The 22,038-nt window shown below is 59.8% G+C and carries 21 protein-coding genes and 1 pseudogene; 11 read left to right on the top strand and 11 right to left on the bottom strand.

Annotated features, from left to right (window positions below):
* Positions 1-252: 252 nt before the first annotated feature.
* Positions 253-993, top strand: coding sequence for a two-component system response regulator OmpR (gene ompR, locus HZ99_RS18965; RefSeq protein ID WP_032856582.1), 741 nt, complete (start codon positions 253-255; stop codon positions 991-993).
* A gap of 116 nt (positions 994-1,109) precedes the next feature.
* Positions 1,110-2,423, top strand: a complete 1,314-nt coding sequence (locus HZ99_RS18970; protein WP_038445185.1) for an ATP-binding protein — start codon at positions 1,110-1,112, stop codon at positions 2,421-2,423.
* A gap of 34 nt (positions 2,424-2,457) precedes the next feature.
* On the opposite strand, the gene rimK is transcribed toward HZ99_RS18970, so the two are convergent.
* Positions 2,458-3,363, bottom strand: coding sequence for a 30S ribosomal protein S6--L-glutamate ligase (rimK, locus tag HZ99_RS18975; protein WP_038445187.1), 906 nt, complete (start codon positions 3,361-3,363; stop codon positions 2,458-2,460).
* Positions 3,360-3,824 carry an ATP-dependent zinc protease gene (locus HZ99_RS18980; RefSeq protein ID WP_286675716.1) on the bottom strand — a complete coding sequence of 155 codons (465 nt, stop codon included), beginning with the start codon at positions 3,822-3,824 and terminating at the stop codon, positions 3,360-3,362. Before HZ99_RS18980 ends, rimK begins: the two co-directional genes overlap by 4 nt.
* Positions 3,825-4,124: 300 nt before the next feature.
* On the opposite strand from HZ99_RS18980, the gene HZ99_RS18985 reads away from it, so the two are divergent.
* Complete coding sequence (locus HZ99_RS18985; RefSeq protein ID WP_038445189.1) at positions 4,125-4,532, top strand: RNA-binding S4 domain-containing protein; 408 nt, start codon at positions 4,125-4,127, stop codon at positions 4,530-4,532.
* 86 nt (positions 4,533-4,618) lie between these two features.
* Here the strand turns inward: HZ99_RS18985 and HZ99_RS18990 are convergent, their stop codons facing one another.
* Positions 4,619-5,419 (bottom strand): phosphatase PAP2 family protein, encoded by an 801-nt coding sequence (locus tag HZ99_RS18990; RefSeq protein WP_038445191.1) that lies wholly within the window; start codon positions 5,417-5,419, stop codon positions 4,619-4,621.
* Between the two features lie 125 nt (positions 5,420-5,544).
* Between HZ99_RS18990 and hslO the strand changes: the two genes are divergently transcribed.
* Positions 5,545-6,447: an Hsp33 family molecular chaperone HslO gene (gene hslO, locus HZ99_RS18995; RefSeq protein ID WP_038445193.1), complete on the top strand. Its 903-nt coding sequence runs from the start codon at positions 5,545-5,547 to the stop codon at positions 6,445-6,447.
* 179 nt (positions 6,448-6,626) lie between these two features.
* On the top strand, positions 6,627-8,168 hold the full coding sequence (locus HZ99_RS19000) for a phosphoenolpyruvate carboxykinase (RefSeq protein WP_038445195.1): 1,542 nt from the start codon (positions 6,627-6,629) through the stop codon (positions 8,166-8,168).
* Between the two features lie 152 nt (positions 8,169-8,320).
* On the opposite strand, the gene HZ99_RS29445 is transcribed toward HZ99_RS19000, so the two are convergent.
* A complete protein-coding gene (locus tag HZ99_RS29445; RefSeq protein ID WP_038448121.1) occupies positions 8,321-8,677 on the bottom strand; it encodes a DUF1493 family protein in 357 nt (118 codons plus the stop codon).
* Positions 8,678-8,951: 274 nt separating this feature from the next.
* Complete coding sequence (locus HZ99_RS19010) at positions 8,952-9,383, bottom strand: hypothetical protein (protein ID WP_235205534.1); 432 nt, start codon at positions 9,381-9,383, stop codon at positions 8,952-8,954.
* A 344-nt stretch (positions 9,384-9,727) separates the two neighbouring features.
* Between HZ99_RS19010 and HZ99_RS19015 the strand changes: the two are divergent.
* From HZ99_RS19015 to HZ99_RS19025, 3 genes and pseudogenes are all read left to right on the top strand, one after another.
* Positions 9,728-10,903: pseudogene (locus tag HZ99_RS19015) on the top strand (tetratricopeptide repeat protein).
* Between the two features lie 240 nt (positions 10,904-11,143).
* Positions 11,144-13,081 (top strand): RecQ family ATP-dependent DNA helicase, encoded by a 1,938-nt coding sequence (locus tag HZ99_RS19020; protein WP_038445199.1) that lies wholly within the window; start codon positions 11,144-11,146, stop codon positions 13,079-13,081.
* 23 nt (positions 13,082-13,104) lie between these two features.
* On the top strand, positions 13,105-13,536 hold the full coding sequence (locus HZ99_RS19025) for an acyl-CoA thioesterase (protein WP_038445201.1): 432 nt from the start codon (positions 13,105-13,107) through the stop codon (positions 13,534-13,536).
* Positions 13,537-13,615: 79 nt separating this feature from the next.
* Here HZ99_RS19025 and HZ99_RS19030 read toward each other — a convergent pair whose 3' ends face one another.
* The 4 genes from HZ99_RS19030 to HZ99_RS19045 form a co-directional block, all read right to left on the bottom strand.
* A complete protein-coding gene (locus HZ99_RS19030; RefSeq protein ID WP_038445203.1) occupies positions 13,616-14,095 on the bottom strand; it encodes a glycine zipper domain-containing protein in 480 nt (159 codons plus the stop codon).
* Positions 14,096-14,390: 295 nt separating this feature from the next.
* Positions 14,391-16,739 (bottom strand): FdhF/YdeP family oxidoreductase, encoded by a 2,349-nt coding sequence (locus HZ99_RS19035; RefSeq protein ID WP_038445205.1) that lies wholly within the window; start codon positions 16,737-16,739, stop codon positions 14,391-14,393.
* The gene (gene fdhD, locus HZ99_RS19040) at positions 16,736-17,575 is read right to left on the bottom strand and encodes a formate dehydrogenase accessory sulfurtransferase FdhD (RefSeq protein WP_038445207.1); all 840 of its coding nucleotides are present in this window, start codon (positions 17,573-17,575) and stop codon (positions 16,736-16,738) included. The genes HZ99_RS19035 and fdhD overlap by 4 nt, the downstream gene beginning before the upstream one ends.
* Before the next feature lie 97 nt (positions 17,576-17,672).
* Positions 17,673-18,560, bottom strand: a complete 888-nt coding sequence (locus HZ99_RS19045; protein ID WP_038445209.1) for a LysR family transcriptional regulator — start codon at positions 18,558-18,560, stop codon at positions 17,673-17,675.
* 135 nt (positions 18,561-18,695) lie between these two features.
* Here HZ99_RS19045 and lysM point away from each other — a divergent pair, with 135 nt between their 5' ends.
* Positions 18,696-19,136 carry a peptidoglycan-binding protein LysM gene (lysM, locus tag HZ99_RS19050; protein ID WP_029299807.1) on the top strand — a complete coding sequence of 147 codons (441 nt, stop codon included), beginning with the start codon at positions 18,696-18,698 and terminating at the stop codon, positions 19,134-19,136.
* A 126-nt stretch (positions 19,137-19,262) separates the two neighbouring features.
* Here lysM and yrfG read toward each other — a convergent pair whose 3' ends face one another.
* Positions 19,263-19,925 carry a GMP/IMP nucleotidase gene (gene yrfG, locus HZ99_RS19055; protein ID WP_038445211.1) on the bottom strand — a complete coding sequence of 221 codons (663 nt, stop codon included), beginning with the start codon at positions 19,923-19,925 and terminating at the stop codon, positions 19,263-19,265.
* Positions 19,926-20,015: 90 nt separating this feature from the next.
* On the opposite strand from yrfG, the gene nudE reads away from it, so the two are divergent.
* Complete coding sequence (gene nudE / locus HZ99_RS19060; protein WP_038445213.1) at positions 20,016-20,582, top strand: ADP compounds hydrolase NudE; 567 nt, start codon at positions 20,016-20,018, stop codon at positions 20,580-20,582.
* Positions 20,579-21,415, top strand: coding sequence for a 3'(2'),5'-bisphosphate nucleotidase CysQ (gene cysQ, locus HZ99_RS19065; protein WP_038445215.1), 837 nt, complete (start codon positions 20,579-20,581; stop codon positions 21,413-21,415). Before nudE ends, cysQ begins: the two co-directional genes overlap by 4 nt.
* A gap of 145 nt (positions 21,416-21,560) precedes the next feature.
* Here cysQ and HZ99_RS19070 read toward each other — a convergent pair whose 3' ends face one another.
* Positions 21,561-22,016 carry a YiiD C-terminal domain-containing protein gene (locus HZ99_RS19070; RefSeq protein ID WP_038445217.1) on the bottom strand — a complete coding sequence of 152 codons (456 nt, stop codon included), beginning with the start codon at positions 22,014-22,016 and terminating at the stop codon, positions 21,561-21,563.
* Between the last annotated feature and the right edge of the window lie 22 nt (positions 22,017-22,038).

Genomic DNA, 22,038 nt, shown 5'->3' on the forward strand with positions numbered 1-22,038 from the left:
CGCTGCCTGGGTCAAGAGGCAGCCTATTGACCCTCGAAATCGGAAAAATCACGATAAGCAGATGAAAAAAACACCAGGCCGGCCATGGCATTGCACGGCACTGTGGCGCGGCATTATAACCAGCGTTCCGTCCTTGGGGGGATTGCGCCAGGCGCAGGCGCACTGGTGGTTGGAGAAAAATCTGCTAACAATGCGTACCGTGCGTATAACGGCAGCTAAGCCATAATGCGCGCCAGATAAGAGGAGCATCCAATGAGCAGCACTGCACAAACTGCTGAAGGCGAAAAAATTCTCATCGTTGATGACGATCCGGGGCTGAGCAGCCTGCTGGAGCGGTTCTTCACCTCCAAGGGTTACCGTGCCCGCGCGGTGCCGAACACCGAGCAGATGGACCGCCTGCTGGGGCGCGAGGTATTCAACCTGGTCGTGCTCGACCTGATGTTGCCGGGTGAAGACGGCCTGACGGCGTGCAAGCGCCTGCGCAGTACCAACAACCAGATCCCGATCATCATGTTGACCGCCAAGGGCGACGAGCTGAGCCGTATCAAGGGCCTGGAGCTGGGCGCCGACGATTACCTGGCCAAACCGTTCAACCCTGATGAGTTGATGGCTCGGGTCAAGGCCGTATTGCGTCGCCAGGCTGCCCCCGTACCCGGTGCCCCTGGCAGCGAAGATGAAAGCGTCACGTTTGGTGACTATGAGCTGTCGCTGGCGACCCGTGAGCTCAAGCGCGGTGAAGAAGTCCATATGCTGACGACCGGTGAATTCGCGGTACTCAAGGCGCTGGTGATGAACGCTCGCCAACCGTTGACCCGTGACAAGCTAATGAACCTGGCCCGAGGTCGTGAATGGGACGCCCTGGAGCGCTCCATCGACGTGCAGATTTCCCGTCTGCGCCGGATGATCGAGCCCGATCCGTCCAAGCCGCGTTACATCCAGACAGTGTGGGGCGTGGGTTACGTGTTTGTGCCGGATGGTACGGCAACCAAGTAACCAATGATTTGCACATGCGGGTACTCCGGAGTTCGACCCCAATGGGGCGGCCGGATGCCCGGCGTCTGCAATTCTGCGAGCCTCGCTCGCTCTTGCCAGGTGTCTAGCTGTCTTCTATGAAAACCCCGCTGTGGTTCCCCCAAAGTTTCTTCTCCCGCACCCTTTGGCTGGTGCTGATCGTCGTTCTGTTTTCCAAGGCACTGACCCTCGTTTACTTGTTGATGAACGAAGATGTGCTGGTGGACCGACAGTACAGCCATGGCGTTGCCTTGACCTTGCGCGCTTACTGGGCAACCGATCCCAAGGATCGTGACAAGGTTGCGGCGGCAATTCCCTTGACCCGGGTGGTCGGCGCCGGGGTGCCGGAAGGCGAGCAGCATTGGCCCTACAGTGAAATCTACCAGCGGCAGATGCAGGACGAGCTGGGCGATGACACCGAAGTGCGCTTGCGCATGCACGTGTCGCCGGCCCTCTGGGTGCGTGCGCCGAGCCTGGGCGATGCATGGGTCAAGGTTCCACTGTACCCGCACCCGTTGCGGGGGCAGAAGATCTGGAACGTGCTCGGTTGGTTCCTGGCCATTGGTCTGCTTTCAACGGCGTCAGCCTGGATTTTCGTGCGCCAGCTCAACCAGCCGCTCAAGCGCCTGGTGTTCGCCGCCAGGCAACTGGGGCAGGGGCGTAGCGTGCGTTTGCCGATCAGCGATACGCCCAGCGAAATGACCGAGGTATACAGCGCGTTCAATCAGATGGCCGAAGATGTCGAACAGGCCGGGCGCGAGCGTGAGCTGATGCTGGCCGGGGTATCCCATGACCTGCGTACGCCGCTGACCCGTTTGCGTCTGTCCCTCGAACTCATGGGCAATCACACTGACCTTACCGATGACATGGTCCGTGATATCGAAGACATGGACGCGATTCTCGACCAGTTCCTGGCGTTTATCCGCGATGGTCGCGATGAAGTGGTGGAAGAGGTGGATCTGACCGACCTGGTACGCGAGGTCGTGGCGCCCTACAACCAGAATGGCGAGCAGGTGCGCATGCGCCTGGAACCGATCCAGCCCTTTGCCTTGCGCCGGGTCTCGATGAAGCGCCTGCTGAACAACCTGATCGGCAACGCCTTGCATCATGCGGGCACGGAGGTGGAAGTGGCCGCCTATGTGTCCGGTGATACCAACGCACCTTATGTGGTGCTGAGTGTCATGGACCGTGGCGCCGGGATCGATCCGGCGGAACTGGAAGGCATCTTCAACCCCTTCACCCGTGGCGACCGTGCCCGTGGTGGCAAAGGTACCGGCCTGGGGCTGGCAATTGTGCGGCGGATTGCTTCGATGCATGGCGGCAATGTCGAACTGCGCAACCGTGCCGATGGCGGGCTGGAAGCGCGGGTACGCTTGCCGTTGGGGCTGATGCTGCCAAGGGATGCTGTGTAACTTTGTCTAGGAGCCAGCAAGCCGGCTCCTACAGTCAGCCTTTGCCTTTGGTGCGGGTCATGTTCGGCCCGCTGTTCTTCTCCAGATGCTGAATGATGATCCCCGCCACATCCTTGTTGGTGGTGGTCTCAATCCCTTCCAGGCCCGGTGAAGAATTTACTTCCATCACCAGTGGCCCGTGGTTCGAGCGCAGGATATCCACCCCTGCCACACTCAACCCCATGACCTTGGCTGCACGCAAGGCAGTCATGCGTTCTTCCGGGGTGATCTTGATCAGGCTGGCGCTGCCGCCCCGGTGCAGGTTGGAGCGAAACTCCCCAGGCTTGGCCTGGCGTTTCATCGCCGCAATGACCTTGTCCCCCACCACGAAGCAACGGATATCGGCACCGCCGGCTTCCTTGATGTATTCCTGGACCATGATGTTCTGCTTGAGGCCCATGAATGCCTCGATCACCGACTCTGCTGCCGTGGCGGTTTCGCACAGCACCACACCGATGCCCTGGGTACCTTCCAGCACCTTGATTACCAAGGGGGCACCGTTGACCATCTCGATCAGGTCAGGAATGTCATCGGGGGAATGGGCAAAACCGGTCACCGGCAAGCCGATACCACGGCGCGACAGCAGTTGCAGGGAGCGCAGCTTGTCCCGGGAGCGGGCAATGGCCACCGATTCGTTGAGCGGAAACACGCCCATCATTTCAAACTGGCGCAATACCGCGCAGCCATAGAAGGTCACGGAGGCACCGATGCGCGGGATCACCGCGTCGAAGCCTTCCAGTGGTTTACCCCGGTAGTGGATCTGCGGCTTATGACTGGCGATGTTCATATAGGCGCGCAACGTATCGATCACCACCATCTCATGACCCCGTTCAGTGCCGGCTTCGACCAGACGACGGGTGGAATACAGGCGCGGGTTACGCGACAGCACAGCGATCTTCATGCAACACCTGTGGCAGCAATAGTAGAGACCGGGAACACCGGCTTGTCTTGAACGTACTTGAGCCCCGGATTGACCACCAACTGGCCGTCGATCAGGGCTTTGGAACCTAGCAACAGGCGGTAACGCATGGTTTTGCGGCAAGCCAGGGTGAACTCCACCCGCCATACCCGATCACCCAGGGCCAGGGTGGTGCTTATCACGTAGCGCACCTGCGCCTGGCCGTTGGAGCTTTTAATGGTTTTCATCGCCACCAGCGGCGCTTCGCAACGCCGGTGGCGTAGTTGAACCACGCTGCCCAGATGCGCTGTGAAGCGCACCCATTTTTCACCGTCACGTTCAAACGGCTCGATCTCGGTGGCATGCAGGCTGGAGGTACTGGCACCGGTGTCGATCTTCGCGCGCAGGCCCGCCACCCCCAGATCGGGAAGTGCCACCCATTCGCGCAGACCGACAACGGTCAAATGGTCAAATGTCTTCAATATGAACAACCGGCAATCAGAAATATTTCGATGTCAGACGACACTAGCGCCCAACTGCTCACGAATTGTGACAACCCAGGAGTGTTGAGGGGCGCTTGGTGCCGAATTTGCGGTATTCACGCAGAATATTCATCAAATGGCGACAGATATCTTCACGCCACAAAAAACCACGGCGAAAGGGTAACTGCCTGACACCTGGCGTATCTTAGGTGAGCCTTGGCGTTTGTGCGTCGAAGGGAGTCGACGGTTAAGTTGCGACATTTTTCAGAGCGAGGAATTGAAGTGGCTCAAAAGCAGGAAGAGGACGAAAAGATCCGTTTGGACAAGTGGTTGTGGGCGGCACGTTTCTACAAGACCCGGGCCTTGGCCAAGGCCGCCATCGAGAGCGGCAAGGTGCATTGCCGTGGCGAACGCTGCAAGCCGGGCAAGGAGCCGCGCCTTGGCGACGAGTTGCAGATTCGTGTCGGGTTTGATGAGAAGACAGTGGTGGTGCAGGCGCTTTCCATCGTCCGCCGGGGCGCTCCCGAAGCGCAGGCGCTGTACACCGAAACCCCGGCAAGTATCGCCAAGCGCGAGAATGCGGCGGCCATGCGCAAGGCCGCAGCTTTGGGGATGAGTACCGACGGCAAGCCGAGCAAGAAACAGCGCCGGGATCTGTTCAAGTTTCGCGGCAGCGGCAGCGATGAGTGAATGCAGGTTATCTATTGTAGGTGCTGGCTTGCCAGCGATGGCGGCACGTTCGAGGGCCTCATCGCGGGCAAGCCGGCTCCTACAGGTCAGGGGTTGCGGATTACGCTCAAGCGATTGATCACCGCTATCCGTTGCAGCCACGTGAATACAGGCTCGGTCACCCGTAGCAGCCGCCCCGAAACCTTCGCCGCAAACGGTGTGTAGTAACCCCAGCCCAGCGCCAACAGGGCCAGTAGCACGCCACCGATATAGTCGTCTTGCCCCCAATGCGCCCCGGCCACCAGGCGCGGCATCATGAACAGCAGTGCCAGCCCCCAGACCAGCGCGACGTGCCCGATGCGCTTGGCAAACACGCTCATGAACATTCCCCAGATCAGCAGCACCGAAGCATGGTCACCGGGGAAGCTCTGGCTGGAGCGGTCCTTCAATTCCCAGGTTTTTTCCAGGTCTGGGAAGTAGTCGCTCATATGGATTGCCCCATTGATTACCATTGATGGGCTGTTGTGCTGCCAGCCCATCTGTGCGGCGAGCTTGGAAAACAGCATGCGGATGAACAGCAGTAACAGCAGGATCGCGAGGAAACCGAAAAACGCCTGGCGCACTTCAATCGCCTTGAACACCCATTCACCGCGAATCAGCAGCATCAGCAGGATCACCCCGACCACCGCATCAAATGGCCGCAGGCTGGCTACCGCCCAGACATGCAGCCAGGCCGGGTTGCTGGCCAGCGGGTCGTTGAGCAGATGAAACAGCCATTCGTCGAATATCACGCAAAACATCTGGCCCGCGGGCCATAGCCAAAAACACAGCAGCCCCAGAGCGAGTAAATTGCACAGGGCCAATCGCCCGAGGTTCCACTTGGCTTGGAACAAACCCGGATTGTTCATAAACTGTTTCCTCTTCGCTCTAAAACTCTTCACCTATCGGAAGAAAAGCGCACCAAATTGGTGCTAAAGCGCATAATTTTAGAAACATTGTCATCACTTTGTCATTAATTCAGATACCCAGACCTATGACTGATCTACCGGATACCGACTTCACCCAACGTTTCCTCTTTGACGACAACGACGCTCGTGGCGAGCTGGTTGCCCTGGAGCGCAGTTATGCCGAAGTCCTTGCCAAGCACCCCTATCCGGAGCCGGTCGCGCAGTTGCTTGGCGAGCTGATGGCCGCCGCGTCGCTGCTGGTGGGCACCATGAAATTCGATGGTTTGCTGATTCTTCAGGCTCGTTCCGAAGGCCCGGTTCCCATGCTGATGATCGAGTGTTCCAGCGAGCGTGAAATTCGTGGCCTGGCCCGTTATGACGAGGCCCTGATCCCGGCAGATGCGACCCTGGCCGACCTGATGCCCAACGGCGTCCTGGCGTTGACCATCGACCCGACCGTTGGCCAGCGTTACCAGGGTATTGTCGACCTGGATGGTGAAACCCTGTCCGATTGCTTCACCAACTATTTCGTCATGTCCCAGCAAGTCGGTACCCGTTTCTGGCTCAACGCTGACGGCAAGCGCGCCCGTGGCCTGCTGTTGCAACAGTTGCCGGCCGACCGTATCAAGGACGAGGAAGAACGCGAAGAAAGCTGGCGCGGCCTCACCGCGCTGGCCGGTACCTTGACCGCGGAAGAACTGCTGGGACTGGACAACGAAACTATCCTGCACCGCCTGTACCACGAAGAAGAGGTGCGCCTGTTCGATGCGCAATCGCTGCGTTTCCATTGCAGCTGTTCCCGTGAGCGCTCGGGCAATGCCCTGGTGAGCCTGGGTCTGGAGGATGCGCAAAACCTTGCGGTGGAACACGGTGGCCGAATCGAAATCGACTGCCAGTTCTGCAACCAGCGCTACCTGTTCGACGCTGCCGATATCGCCCAATTGTTCGCTGGCGCTGGCGTTGACACCCCTTCGGGTACCCACCACTAAAACGTTTAAGCACAGGTAAATCACCTGACAAACGCCGGATTAGAGGTGTTCTGACGGGAGGGCCCTACTCTTTTTGGGCTTTTCTGGCATAATCCGGCCCACTTTTTTCGCGGTAGTAGTGCGCAACTTTCTACTACAAAACGTTTGGAGCACTCGGCCATAGGCCGACGGGGAACCTCATGACGCAAGCCAATAACGCCGTATACACCGATTTGAGTGTTGACGATCTGGTCAAAGAAGCCCTGCAGCGCGGTGAAGGCGTGCTTGCCGATACTGGCGCGCTGGTCGTAGAAACCGGTCACCGCACCGGTCGTTCGCCGGTCGACCGTTTCATCGTTGAAGAGCCATCCACCCAGGCTGCCATTGCCTGGGGCCCGATCAACCGCAAGTTCCCGGCCGACAAGTTCGATGCCCTGTGGGCTCGCGTCGAGGCTTTCAACAACGCGCAAGAGCATTTCGTTTCCCACGTTCACGTTGGTGCTGCCCAAGACCACTACTTGGCCGTGAAAATGACCACCCAGACGGCCTGGCAGAACCTGTTCGGTCGTTGCCTGTTCATCAATCCGGCCCAGTACAACCCGGCCGGGCGTGAAGAGTGGCAAGTGCTCAACGTTGCCAACTTTGAATGTGTACCTGAGCGTGACGGCACCAACTCCGATGGTTGCGTGATCCTCAACTTCGCCCAGAAAAAAGTCCTGATTGCCGGCATGCGTTACGCCGGCGAAATGAAGAAAGCCATGTTCTCGGTGCAGAACTTCCTGCTGCCGGCCGCTGACGTGCTGCCCATGCACTGTGCTGCCAACATTGGCGAAGCAGGCGACGTAACCTTGTTCTTCGGTCTGTCCGGCACCGGCAAGACCACCCTGTCTGCCGACGAAAGCCGTTACCTGATCGGTGACGACGAACACGGTTGGGGCGAAGGCGTGGTGTTCAATATCGAAGGCGGTTGCTATGCCAAGTGCATCGACCTGTCCGAGAAGAACGAGCCCGTCATCTGGAAAGCCATCAAGCACGGCGCAGTCCTGGAAAACGTGGTGATCGACGATGCCAAGCACGCCGACTACACCGATGTCAGCCTGACCCAGAACAGCCGCGCCGCGTACCCGCTGGAACACGTTGCCAAGCGTTCCGAGCAGAACCTGGGCGGCGAGCCGAACGCAGTGATCTTCCTGACCTGCGACCTGACTGGCGTGCTGCCACCGGTGTCGATCCTCAATGAAGAGCAAGCGGCCTACCACTTCCTGTCCGGCTACACCGCACTGGTGGGTTCGACTGAAATGGGGTCGGGCAGCGGCATCAAGTCGACCTTCTCCACCTGCTTCGGTGCGCCGTTCTTCCCGCGCCCGGCCGGTGAGTACGCAGAGCTGCTGATCAAGCGCATCCGTGGCTTCGGCTCCAAGGTCTACCTGGTCAACACCGGCTGGACCGGCGGCGGCTACGGTGTCGGCAAGCGCTTCAACATCCCGACCACCCGTGCAGTGATCGCAGCGATCCAGAGCGGCGCGTTGATCGGTGCGCAAACCGAGCACCTGGACACCATCAACCTCGACGTGCCATTGGCCGTACCGGGCGTTGAAACCGGCTTGTTGAACCCACGCAACACCTGGGCTGACAAGGCTGCCTACGACGAAGCAGCGAAGGCACTGGCCGGCCTGTTCGTCGAGAACTTCAAGAAGTTTGAAGTGAGCGATGCGATCAAGGCAGCGGGTCCGAAGCTGTAAGATTCGCGAGCTGCTAAAAAGCCGCCCCTAGTGGGCGGCTTTTTTGTGCGATGCGGTTTTGCAGGAGCGGCTTGCCGGCGAAGAAGACAAGAACAATACGGCATGTCAGGCATCTTGGCAGGCCCGCTCTCACACCCGTTACTCAGTGTTTATCAGCTCAAGTTTTCCAGCGTCTGCGTATCCCAGCCCTGAGTCTTGACGGCCAGGTAGAGCATGCCAATGGTAAGCGGCATCTTCTCCCCCCGGCCCTTGGCACGATGCTTGAGAAACACGTCAAAGACCGGTGGGTTGAAGTAACGGTAGGCATCATAGTCGCCCAGGTCGAGATCAAAAGCCTGCTCCAGGGCCTCCATAAATTGCCTGGCTTCCAGGCCATCGCAACCGAGGTCGAAGTTAAGCGAGGTTTTAAGGCGGATGGTCTTGTGCTTGGGCAGGCCGATTTCTTCGTGCAGCAATTGCAGGAGCTGCTGCATGACAGGGTCTTCGGGGAAGTCGGGGGCCAGGTTCATGGTGGGGGCACGCTGGAGCGGATAAGGGGGGAAGTCGTGACGATGGCGGTATTTGTTGCGGGTAAGAAACAGTGCCAAGCCTATCAAGAACAGGGCGAGGGGCAGGAGTTGAATGCTGAGAATGATGGCCACGTAAGGTGGCCAGAATGTCAGGGTCAAGCCGCTTACGATAAACGTGACAGCAAAACGCTTTCTGAGTGTGCAGTCGGTGATTTTGTAGTGCAGCAATAGATAAAGGGCGAAGAAGATCGCCGTCTGTAGGTAGAGCATTTGACTAGGGTTCATCTGAGTACACATGCATTGAGAGGCCTGAGCGCTGCGGGCCTATTCCCCCGCTAACCCGAGCCTCCAGGCCGATGGTGATGTCTGCACGCTGGAAGTTGCGGAGCTGGCGGGATATCAAATCGCGGGTAGCATTTTCGATCAGTGATTCTGCCTTGCCTGAGATGATCCCAATTGGGGCTGCAACCGCACCTGAAATAGCTTCTTTGATGATCTTGTTCCGGTTGTTCAAGCTCTTTGCCTGTTTTCTCGTCAATGGTTTTGAAATGACCACCGTCATGAGGCACGGAAGATCTTGGGCAAGCATTCGTTCGTAAAGACGCTGTAGTCGCAGACGAACTGCTGGTGCAGAGGTCTTTGCCTCTAGCAAGCAAAGGCTGGCAAGTGCTTGCTTGTTGTTGGGCCGTCCGGTGAAACGAATCACGCTGAACGTGACCCCGTAATGGTCAATGTATTGAGTCCTTTCCAGGTTCACGGATTTCTTGCCGAGAGGGATTGAGAGGGCGCTAGTTTCGGTCAGGCATGGCTGATTCTGTAGAGGCTTGAATGGCGCTTGGAGGCAGTTTGGGAAGCGTATGGTGGCCGGCTTGGCGATTTCCTACGGAGGCTTCCGATCCATTAGGTTTTGCTGTAAGGCGCTCAGGTGCAGGCGGGATAAAAACCACGTCACACTCTGTATAAAATTCCGGCAAACAGCCTGAATTCAGCGTATGTTTCACCGCAAAATCTTGTAGGGCGATTTTGCCCACGACTTAAAGGGAGTTAAGCATGGGTTTGCTTCGTGTCGCCTCGGCGATGTCATTGTGCGCGCTGGCGTTTGCCGTCCAGGCTGAACAGTTGCCGATTGAAGTGCTCAGTGCCGTGGTCAAGGACCAGAAAATCGCCGACGCTGAGGTCTTGCTGCAACGCAACGGCGCCCAGAACGTGGTGGGACGCACCAACGCCCAGGGCTAGGTCACCCTCAACAGCGAAGTTGCCGACGGTGCCGACAACCTGCTGATTATCAAGAAGCCCGGCTATTCCAACCTGGTGGTCAAGTGCCCGTGCAAAGGTATGACCTATGCCATCAGCCCGGTGATGGAGAACCTCGACGGCCTGCGTGTGGTGCTGACCTGGGGCCAGACCCCCTCTGACCTCGATTCCCACATGATCTTCCCCGGCAATAATATCTACTTCAACAACAAGACCGGCACCGACGCCGAGCTGGATGTGGATGACACCGACAGCTACGGCCCGGAAACCATCACCCTGCAGAAAAAGCACTACGGCGAAAGCTATGTCTACGCTGTGCATGACTTCTCCAACCGTACCAACACCCGTTCCACTGCCTTGTCCGAGAGCCAGGCCAAAGTGTTTGTGTACATGGGCCAGTCCCTGGTTCGCACCTACTACGTGCCGACCAATCGCACCGGTAACTTGTGGACCGTATTCCGCATGACCGGCAACGGTGACTTCCAGGACATCAACACCTTCACCGGCGTGCTGGTTGAAGCCAAGGATGTGCTCAACGAAGTCAAACCCCTGCTCAACGATGGCGTTGCCGTTGATGCCGTGGTGGTCAGTTCAGCAGTCCAGGGTGATGCGAAAAAACTGAACCTCAAAGGCGAAGCGGCCTACCAGGCCGGTAACCTGGACCAGGCCATCGACTACTTCCGCCAGGCCATCGAGCTGGATAACGCCTTCGGCAAGGCCTATGGCAACCTCGGCCTGGCCTACCAGAAAGCCGGCAACACTGCCGAGTCGATCTGGGCCAACCGCAAGGCGATTGCCCTGGCCAGTGGCCCGACAGCCGCTACCGTGCGCGCCGGTTCCTACTACAACATCGCGCGGATCTACGAAGCGGCCGGGCAGTTTGCTGATGCGCTGCGCCACTACCAGTTGGCCAAGGAGCAGAAGGCCAATCCGGTGTATGACAAAGCCATTGAGCGTGTGCAGAACCGCTGATTGAGCTGTGGTCAGTAACACTCTGTAGGAGCCGGCTTGCCGGCGATGGCAGCCCTGATGCCAAGGGCCTTATCGCCGGCAAGCCGGCTCCTACAGGGGTTGTGGTGGTTGGTCGATTGCCAATCTGGACCTCGTAGCCTGTGTATCATCCTGTCTCTCTTTTCCTCGCGACCTTTTTCGATTCGCTGAAAATCCCGGGCTATGTTTTAGGCCTGTTCAGCGGTCAATGGAGTGACAGCTATGCATGACACCCTCCAACAGGTCTTTGGCTATCCACAGTTTCGTCCAGGTCAGGAGGCGGCTGTCAGCGCCGTGTTGGCCGGCCGTTCGGCGGCGGCGATCTTTCCCACCGGTTCCGGTAAATCCCTCTGTTATCAGCTCTCAGCCGTGTTGCTGCCGCACCTGACGCTGGTGGTGTCGCCGCTGCTGGCGTTGATGCAGGACCAGCTGGACTTTTTGCAGCGTCATGGCATTTCGGCCGGCAGTATCGATTCGACGCAAGGCCGTGATCAGGCCAATGACGTCATGGCCCGCGCCCGCTCCGGCGAGCTGAAAATCCTGATGGTTTCTGTGGAGCGCCTGAAGAACGAGCGCTTTCGCAACTTTCTGCAAAGCGTTTCGATTTCGTTATTGGTAGTGGACGAGGCCCACTGTATTTCCGAATGGGGCCATAACTTCCGCCCGGACTACCTCAAGCTCCCCGACTACCAGCGCCAGTTCAAGATTCCCCAGGCGCTGCTGTTGACGGCTACCGCGACACCCAAGGTGATCGCGGATATGCAGGCCAAGTTCGCCATTGCCCCCGCAGATGTGATCACCACCGGCTTCTATCGGCCCAACCTCAATCTGCTGGTAGAGCCGGTCAGTGGCGCGGACAAGCGCCGGCGCCTGGTGGAGTGGCTGGGAGAACGGGGCAACCAGCCGAGCATTGTCTATGTCACCTTGCAGAAAACCGCCGAGCAGATCGCCGAGCACCTGAATCGCCATGGCATCCAGGCCGAGGCCTATCACGCAGGGTTGCCCCATGATCAACGCGAGGGCATCCAGCGCCGGTTCATGGGGGGGCAGTCCAATTGCATCGTCGCCACCATTGCCTTCGGCATGGGCATCGACAAGAGTGACATCCGCAACGTGGTGCATTTCGACCTGCCCAAATCCATTGAGAACTACAGCCAGGAAATCGGGCGTGCCGGTCGTGATGGACAGCCTTCTGAGTGCTTGGTGCTGGCCAACCGCGACAGCCTTACGGTGCTGGAAAACTTTGTGTACGGCGATACGCCGGAGCAGGAAGGCATCCGGCTGGTGCTGGAGGAGCTGCTGGCAGCCCGTGATGACGGGCAATGGGAGTTTCTGCTGCGCTCGTTGGCGGAGTTGAGCAATATCCGCGAGCTACCGCTCAAGACCTTGCTGGTGCAGCTGGAGCTCAGGGGCGTCATCGCACCGCGCTATGCGTTTTATGCCGAGTATCGCTTCAAGTACCTGGTGGAGCCGGATGTATTGCTGGCGCGTTTTTCCGGTGAGCGACAGCAGTTTGTCGCCGCGATCATCCAGGTATGCAAGCGGGCCAGGAGCTGGGCCACCGTGGACTTCGACGCGCTTTATCAACTGCACCAGGCCGAGCGTGGGCGGGTGGTCAAGGCGCTGGACTATTTCCAGGAGCAGGGGCTGATCGAGCTGGAGAGCAAGCAAATGACCGAGGTCTACAGCCTGCTCGATAGCGGGTTTGATCCCCAGGCCATGAGCGCCGAGTTATACACAGGCGTCAAGCAGCATGAGGTCACGGAAGTGGCGCGGATCCATGGGATGCTGGCGTTGTTCGCCAGCGAGCGCTGCCTGGGCTTTCGGCTGGCCGAGTACTTTGGTGACGCAGAGGCGCCGCGCCAGTGTGGGCATTGTTCGGTCTGCCGTGGCCAGGTCGCCTATCTTCCATCGCCCCCTGGCTTGGCACCGCTTGTGGATAAAAACTTCCAGGGATTGTGCGCAGATTTTATCCACAGGCATCATCGGCACTCTGGCAGCTTGCCGGGGGCTGAGCGCCTGACGCGGTTTTTATGCGGGATCAGCGTGCCATTGTTTACCAAACTCAAAGCCCGGGGGATTCCAGGGTTTGCCGCGCTGGAGCAGTATCCCTACGCCGAGGTGCGGGATTGGGCCGAGGCCCATCTGAACGACCTGTGAATTCACTTCAACGAGATTTGCCCATGCCTGACTCAATGCCACAGCGTGCCGATTACCGCCATTTCCAGCCGATCATCACGCGCTGGCACGATAATGACGTGTATGGCCATGTGAACAACGTCACCTACTACAGCTTTTTCGACACGGCGGTGAACACCTACCTGATTGAGCAGGGCGGGCTGGATATCCATGACGGCAAAGTGGTGGGGTTTGTGGTGAGTTCGGCGTGCGACTATTTCGCTTCGATTGCCTTTCCTGACCGTATTGATATCGGCCTGCGGGTGGGCAAGTTGGGCAACAGTTCAGTGCAGTACGAATTGGCGGTGTTCAAGCTCGGTGAGGACGAAGCCTGCGCGGCGGGGAGGTTTGTGCATGTGTTTGTGGACCGGGCGACGAACCAGCCGGTGGCGATTGCGGGGATGTTGCGTGAGGCGTTGCAGCGGTTGGTGGTCTGACCTCGAACTTGCAAACGCCACCGAAGCAAATGTAGGAGCAAGCCCGCTCCCACATTGATTTTGCAGGGTTCTCTACATCTTACCGATGACGGTTGTGATGTTTGTTCTTGCGATGGCCATAGGCATGCCCACGACCACGATGATCATCACGGTCGTAGCGGCGGTTATCGCGCCCGCGATAGCGACGGTCGTCGTCATCGCTTTTGTTGCCCATGTAGTTACCCAGGGCGCCGCCGGCACCACCGCCTGCCGCTGCGCCGATCAGGCTGCCGGTGCTGCCGCCGACACTGCGTCCGACCACGTTGCCGCCTGCTGCGCCCAGGGCGCCGCCGATGGCTGCTTCGCCACGGCTGCGTTTGTCTGCACCTACTGCGCTACCGCCGGCGCCACCCAGGGCGGCACCAATGGCCGAACCGGTATTGCCGCCGATCTGCTGGCCGACGACTGAGCCTAGAACCCCGCCCAATGCGCCGCCTACACCGGCTTCGGTGGTGCCGCCGGCCATGGCTGCGCCACTGACCAGGCCAAGGGACAACAAGAGAATCGAGGAGAACTTCATAGGTGAACCTCAAGGGGATGACGGCGCGATCCTGAGGTTGTAGGAGTGTTCTTACAATCGAAATCCGACCAGTGGTGTGGGTTGTATACAATTAGCTAAGTGGCTGTTTTTTCTAGGGAACTTAAGTCATTTTTGTCGGTCTTTAGCTACTTAGGGACGGCCGCTTTTATGCAAAAGCGGCCTTTTTTGTGCCCACGATTTACTACCACCACTGCTCTTGTAGGAGCCGGCTTGCCGGCGATGAGGTCGCAGAGATCACCTGCAATCTCTGGAGCGCAATCGTCGGCAATGGATCTCAGGCTGTACGCGCCATTATCAAGCCACTCTCGCTGGCCGCTTCCAGGCGAATCGCCACGAACTTGGAGGTAGGCGTATGGCTGCCATCCCCAGTACTTTCCAGCGGCACCAGCGGGTTGACCTCCGGATAGTAGGCCGCCGCCTGCCCCGCCGGAATATCGAACGCCAGCAAGGTGAAGCCCTTGACCCGCCGTTCGCGGCCATCGTCCCAGATCGACACGATATCGGCCTTCTGCCCTGGCTTGAAGCCCAGGCGGATGATGTCCGCTTCGTTGACGAACAGCACGTCGCGCTGACCCTTGACCCCGCGATAGCGGTCATCCAGGCCGTAGATGGTGGTGTTGTACTGATCATGGGAACGCATCGATTGCATGATCAGGTCGGGCAACTGGCCAGTGGCGCGGGTGCGTTCGTGCACCAGGTCCTTGGGCAGGATGTTGGCGCGGAAGTTGGCGCGGCCTGACGGTGTGTTCCAACGGCGGGCGCCGGCGCTGTTGCCCAGGTAGAAACCCCCTGGGTGCTGCACGCGCTCATTGAAATCCTTGAAGCCGGGAATGGTATCGGCAATCAAGTCGCGGATGCGGCGGTAGTCGGCCACCAACCAGTTCCAGTCCACCGGCTGGCTGCCCAGGGTGGCGGCGGCGATGCCGGCGAGAATGGCCGGTTCCGACTTCATCAGCTTCGACAGCGGCTGCAACTGGCCATTGGAGCCGTGCACCATGCTGAAGGAGTCCTCCACCGTCACCGCTTGCGGGCCATCGGCTTGCATATCGATATCGGTACGGCCCAGGCATGGCAGGATCAAGGCTTGTTTACCATGGGCCAGGTGGCTGCGATTGAGTTTGGTGCTGATCTGTACCGTCAGGTCGCAGTTGCTCAGGGCCTGGAAAGTGCGAGGGCTGTCAGGCGTGGCTTGGGCAAAGTTGCCACCCAGGCCGATAAACACCTTGGCACGACCTTCGAGCATGGCGTGGATCGCTTCGACCACGTTATGCCCGTTTTCACGGGGCACCTTGAACTGGAAACGGCGTTCCAGGGCATCCAGAAAGGCCACGGGTGGCCGTTCGTTGATGCCCATGGTGCGGTCGCCCTGCACGTTACTGTGGCCACGCACCGGGCACAAGCCGGCACCTGGTCGGCCAATGTTGCCGCGCAACAGCATCAGGTTGGCGATTTCCTGGATGGTCGGCACCGAGTGACGATGCTGGGTAATACCCATCGCCCAGCACATGATCACGTTCTTGCCTTTGGCGTACATCCGCGCGGCTTTTTCGATCTCGACCAGCGGCAGGCCGGACTGCTCGACAATTTCCTCCCAGGAGGTGTCGTCGATCCTGGCCAGGTAATCCAGCACGTTGACGGTGTGCTCATTGAGGAAGTCGTGATCGAACACCGCTTCCTTGCCTTCGGCCTGGGCCTGGCGCTCCCACAGCAGGAGGAATTTGGCCATGCCGCGCAAGATGGCCATGTCGCCACCCAGCGCCGGACGGAAATACGCCGTGTTGGTGGGCTTGTCGCCGTTGGTGAGCATTTCCAGCGGGTGTTGCGGGTGCTGGAAGCGCTCCAGGCCACGCTCTTTGAGCGGGTTGATACACACCACCTGGGCGCCGCGCTTCACCGCTTCGCGCAGTGGTTCGAGCATACGCGGATGGTTGGTGCCGGGGTTCTGGCCCCAGACGAAAATCGCGTCGGCGTGTTCAAAGTCGTCAAAGGTCACGGTGCCTTTGCCGACACCCACGCTTTGCGCCAGGGCCACGCCGCTGGCTTCGTGGCACATGTTCGAGCAGTCCGGGAAGTTGTTGGTGCCGTAGGCACGCACGAACAACTGATACAGGTACGCGGCTTCATTGCTGGCGCGGCCCGAGGTATAGAACTCGGCCATGTCGGGGCTTGGCAAGGCTCGCAAGTGCTGGCCGATCAGGTCGAAGGCCGATTCCCAACTGATGGGCGTGTAGCGGTCAGTCTCGGCGTCGTAGCTCATTGGCTCGGTCAGGCGGCCCTGGTACTCCAGCCAATAGTCGCTTTGCTCCAGCAGCGCGTTGACGCTGTGTTTAGCGAAGAACGCCGCATCCACCCGGCGTTTGGTGGCTTCCCAGTTGACCGCCTTGGCGCCGTTCTCGCAGAACTTGACCATGCCGCTTTCCGGCGAGTCGCCCCAGGCGCAGCCCGGGCAGTCGAAGCCGCCGTTCTGGTTGGTCTTGAGCATCATGCGGATATTTTTCAGCGCGTTGTCGCTGGTCAGCCACGCTTGCGCCACGCTGATCAGCGCGCCCCAGCCGCCAGCCGGGCCTTTATAGGGCTTGTAGCGTGGGATCGGGGTTTGGTCGGCTTGGTGATGATTGCTCATGGCTGGTACTCCATCGCAGGGCTGTAGACCCGCGGCGCGCTTTTGTGCGGCAGGTGGATAAGATTGAGGTTGTGTCGGCGTGCCCATTGCAGGGCCAGGCCGGTAGGCGACGACAGGCTGACCAGGGTCTGGATACCCGCGCGCAGGACTTTCTGGATCAATTCGAGGCTGCAACGGCTGGTGACAATTGCCACGCCGCCGGCGGTCGGGATGCGCTGGCGGACCAGGGCGCCGATCAGTTTGTCCAGGGCGTTATGTCGGCCGATGTCTTCGCGGCCCAGCAGCAGTTCGCCGTGGTTATTCATGAATACCGCCGCATGCACCGCGCCGCTGTATTGGCCCAACGGCTGAAAGGCGCTGATGCGCTGGCGCAAGCCCTCCAGCCAGGCGGCAGGCGGCAGTGGGGCGCCAGGCAGCACCTGAAGGTCCGGCAGTGCCTGCTCCACCGCTTCCACGCCACACAGGCCGCAGCCGCTGGTGCCGGCCAGTTGCCGGCGCTGTTGCTTGAGGTTCCAGAAGGCACGGCTGGAGATCTGCACCTGGGCGTACTGGGCTGAGCCTGTGCCACTCAGTTGCAGGTCGTAGATATCGCTGATGTCACTGATGATGCCGCTGCCCAGACTGAAACCGACGATAAAGTCTTCAAGATCGGTGGGCGTCACTAGCATCACGGCCTGGCTGATGTCGTTATAGGCAATCGCCAACGCGACTTCCTCGGCCAGCGCGGTGCTGGCCGATTGTGTACGGTCGAGGTTGCAATACTGATAACTCTGGCTGGCGGCGGGCGCGGGCGTTGTCAGGGCGGGCGCCGCGCACGCTGGGCGCTGGGCGGTCATGAAGTCTAGTCACCGGCGAAGTGTTCAGAGTGAAGACTAGGCGCGACAAAGGGTCGCGTCTAATCGCCAGTACTGATCTACCGATAGATGACGTCGATCAAGGTTCCAGTAGCGATTTTTGATAAAGCGCGAAACACGCCTCCGCCAGCGCCGAGCGCGGCGCACTGCGGCGCATGATCAGCCCCAGCTTGGCCAGGGTCTGGGCGTTTTCGATGGGTTGCAGGCGCAGGTGTTCGGTCAGGGCGTCGAGGCCGCCGTCCAGGGGCATCACCGCACAGCACAGGCCGCCATGCACGGCCTGCAGCAACTGATGGACGGCATCGGTTTGCAGCAAGGGTTGGGGGGTCAGGCCGCGGCTGTGGAAGTTATGGTCGATGGACTGGCGAAAGTGCATGCCGCTGGTGAGCATGCCCAGGGGCAGTTCGATCAGCGCCTCCCAGCTCAGGGGCTTTTCGCCGAAACTGAAGAACCGTTGGTCGTACAGCAAACCCATGCGTGTCTCGTCCAGGGCCAGGGAGTCAAAGCGCTCGGCGTCCAGGCGCTCGAGGTAAGACACGCCCAGGTCCAGGCGATTGCTCGCCAGTTGTTCGAGGATCTGCTCGGAGCTCAGGGCCGATAGCTCAAAGCGCAGGCTGGGATGCTGCTTGTGCAGTTGTTGCATCAAGGCCAGCGGATCGAAGCTCGACAGTGGCACCACCCCCAGGCGCAATGTCCCCACCAGGTTGCCCCGGCAGGCCGCCGCTTCGGCCTGCAGGCCGTCATAGGCTGCGAGCACCGTACGTGCCCAGGCCAACACGCGCTCGCCGGGGGCGGTAAAGCCCTCGAAACGCTGGCCGCGATTGACCAGCGGTAGCTCCAGCTCTTCTTCCAGGCTGCGCAGGCGCATCGACAGGGTCGGCTGGGTAATGTGGCAGCGCGCGGCCGCCTGGCCGAAGTGACGGGTTTCGTCGAGGGCGATGAGGAATTTCAGCTGCTTGATGTCCATCTTCGCTCCGGGGGCTCTTATTCCAATGGCGGGGGGATTCTAGCGCGTTTGCGTCATTGGTCGGACTGGAACCAAGGTCTGGAAGACTGGTCTAGTCTTTGGCATCTGGAAACCCAATCCCAAGGAGAGCGCACTATGAGTCTTTTTAGCTTTATCAAAGAAGCCGGCGAGAAAATCGTTGATCTGTTGACGCCGGGCAATGCGAACGCGAGTGAGCAGTTGAAGGACCACGTTGCCAAGGTCGGTCTGGGTAATCCGAATGTGCAGACCACGGTGGACGGCGACAAGGTGACAGTCACCGGTGAAGTCGCCAGCCAGGAAGAAAAAGAGAAGATTCTGCTGGCGCTGGGCAATATCGCCGGCGTGGCGACTGTGGACGATCAAATCACTGTGGCCGGGCCTGTAGTTGTGGCTTCGCGCTTTGTTGTGGTGAAAAGCGGCGATACCCTCAGCGCGATCTCCAAGACCGTTTATGGCGATGCCAACAAGTACAACAAAATCTTCGAGGCCAACAAGCCGCTGCTGTCGCACCCGGACAAAATCTACCCAGGGCAGACGCTGCGTATTCCTGAGTAATACCCGGGGCAACCAAATAATGTAGAAGCGGGCTTGCCCGCGATTGCGGTGAGTCAGAGACAGATTTGCTGACTGACATACCGCTATCGCGGGCAAGCCCGCTCCTACAAGGTGTCACACCTGGCTTCAGAGTCCGCCGATCAACTCCCGGTAATCCCCGACTGCATCGAACTCTGCCGTGTCCTTCGGCCCTTTGCGGCTGTCCGGCTGTTTGACCGCCAGCAAATGCCCTACGCCAAAATCCCGCGCACTGCGCAGAATCGGCAAGGTGTCGTCGATAAACAGGCTGCGCGACGGGTCGAAGCCGATATCCGCGTGCAATGCGTCCCAGAATTGTGGATTTTCCTTGGCAAAGCCATAGTCATGGGAACTGATCAGCCGCTCGAAATACGGCGCCAGTTCAATGCGCTCCAACTTCAACGACAGCGAGTCGCGATGGGCATTGGTGATCAGGATCACGCGCTTGCCAGCCTGCTTGATCGCCGCCAGAAAGGTGTCGGCGTCGGGGCGCAGGGCAATCAGGTGAGCGGTTTCCAGCTTGAGTTCGCGCACCGGGATCTTCAGCTCGGCGCTCCAGAAGTCCAGGCAATACCATTGCAACTGTCCGGCGTTACGCTCGAACAGCGGCTGCAATTCCATCTCGGCCATGGCCTGGCTCACCCCGTGCAGTTCGGCATAGCGCCGGGGCAGGTGTTCCATCCAGAAGTGGTTGTCGAAATGCAGGTCGAGCAAGGTGCCGTCCATGTCCAGCAGGACGGTATCGATATCGGACCAGGGCAGTGGAGGCATGGTGGGTTCCCAGCAGGTGAGTAAATATATCCGACACAGACAATCGGAAAAGCCACGGTATAGTAACCCGATCACGCCAAGGAGCCCTTTATGCGCCAGAAACCCACCGTCCTCGCCCGCGAAATTGTCGCCAGTAGTCGTTTGTTCCGTGTGGAGGAAGTGCAGTTGCGCTTTTCCAATGGCGTTGAGCGGACCTACGAGCGCCTGGTGGGCCGTGGCGCAGGGTATGGCGCGGTGATGATCGTGGCGATGATCGACGCTGACCATGCGCTGCTGGTGGAAGAATACTGCGGCGGTACCGATGAGTATGAGTTGTCCTTGCCCAAGGGCCTGATCGAGCCGGGCGAAGATGTGCTGGCGGCGGCAGACCGCGAACTCAAGGAGGAGGCGGGTTATGGTGCACGGCAGTTGGAACACCTGACTGAACTGTCCCTTTCCCCTGGCTACATGAGCCAGAAAATCCAGGTGGTGCTGGCCACCGAGCTGTACGAAGAACGCCTGGAGGGCGATGAGCCCGAGCCGATGCGCGTGGACCGGGTCAACCTGCGCGAACTGGCACAACTGGCGCAAAATGCGCAGTTCAGTGAAGGCCGCGCCCTGGCGGCGTTGTACCTGGTACGTGACCTGTTGACCCAGCGCGGAGCCTACCAGCCATGAGCGAACTGTTCCTCGGCCACGCGTACATTGCCCCGGTGATTGAACTGGCCCGCCAGGCTGGCGAGGTCATCCTGCCGTACTGGCGCGCCGGTGTGGCCGTGACGGCCAAGGCCGATGATTCGCCGGTCACTGCCGCCGACCTGGCGGCCCATCACCTGATTCTCGCCGGCCTCACTGCGCTGGACCCGAGTATCCCGGTACTGTCGGAAGAAGACGCCGATATCGACCAGAGCGTGCGTGCCGGTTGGCAGCGCTGGTGGTTGGTGGACCCGCTGGATGGCACCAAGGAATTTATCAGCGGCAGTGAAGAATTTACCGTCAACATCGCCTTGATCGAAGACGGTCGGGTGGTGTTTGGCGTGGTGTCGATGCCCACCAGTGGCCGTTGCTACTTCGGCGGCGCCGGGCTTGGGGCGTGGCGCTCCGACGTGAATGCGGCGCCCCGGCAGATCCAGGTGCGCCAGAAGCCGGCCGCAGGCGAGGCGTTCACCGTGGTCGCCAGTCGTCGTCATACCAGCCCCGAACAGGAGCGGTTGCTCGACGGGCTGAGTGAAGGGCTGGGAGCGTTGAAGCTGGCCAATATCGGCAGCTCCCTGAAGTTCTGCCTGTTGGCCGAAGGCAGCGCCGATTGCTATCCGCGCCTGGCGCCGACTTCGCAGTGGGACACTGCCGCCGCCCAGGGTGTGCTGGAGGGCGCTGGTGGCGAAGTGCTGGAGTTGAATGGCCAGCCGTTCAGCTACCCGGCACGGGCGTCGTTGTTGAACCCATTCTTCCTGGCCTTGCCGGCCAAGGCTGCCTGGCGCGAGCGCTTGCTTGCGCTGGCAAGGTCATAAACCGCCGCGATCAAAAATGTGGGAGCGGGCTTGCTCGCGAAAGCGGTGTGTCAGTCAGCACTTGTATTGACTGATACACCGCTTTCGCGAGCAAGCCCGCTCCCATATAAGCCCTGTGCCCACATTGGTTCTGTGTTGCGGGGGGTTAGCGGTGCAGGACGTACTGCCCGGTAAAGATCACCGCCGGCTCTTCATGGCCCTCATTCACAACCCAGGTTTGCAGCGCCAGGCGCGCCCGGCCATGGCGCTGGTAGGTCGCCAAAAAACGCTTCCACACCTTGTCTTGCGGCGCCTGGCAAATCGCCGTGGCGTCCTGGGTGACAGGCAGCGGGTAGCTGATCTGCCCCTCCTGGATCACGATGTGCCCGTCTTCAACCCCTTCCTCGCGCAATTGCAGATGCAGCCAGCCCCAGCCCGCCAAGACCGCGCCGCAGTACAGGCTGCCACCAAACATGGTGCTCTTGTGGTTGATATTGGCTTGCAGCGGTAAGTGCAGGCGCAGTTGCCGATCCTGCCAGTCGAGCACCTTGAGGCCCATCTCCCGGGTCAGGGGGATGTCATGGTGCAGAATGGATTCCAGGTAACGGCTATCGCGGCTCATGGCGGTCTCTTGGCAGGTGGAA

Origin of the sequence: Pseudomonas fluorescens (assembly GCF_000730425.1) — a bacterium.
GTDB lineage: Bacteria > Pseudomonadota > Gammaproteobacteria > Pseudomonadales > Pseudomonadaceae > Aquipseudomonas > Aquipseudomonas fluorescens_X.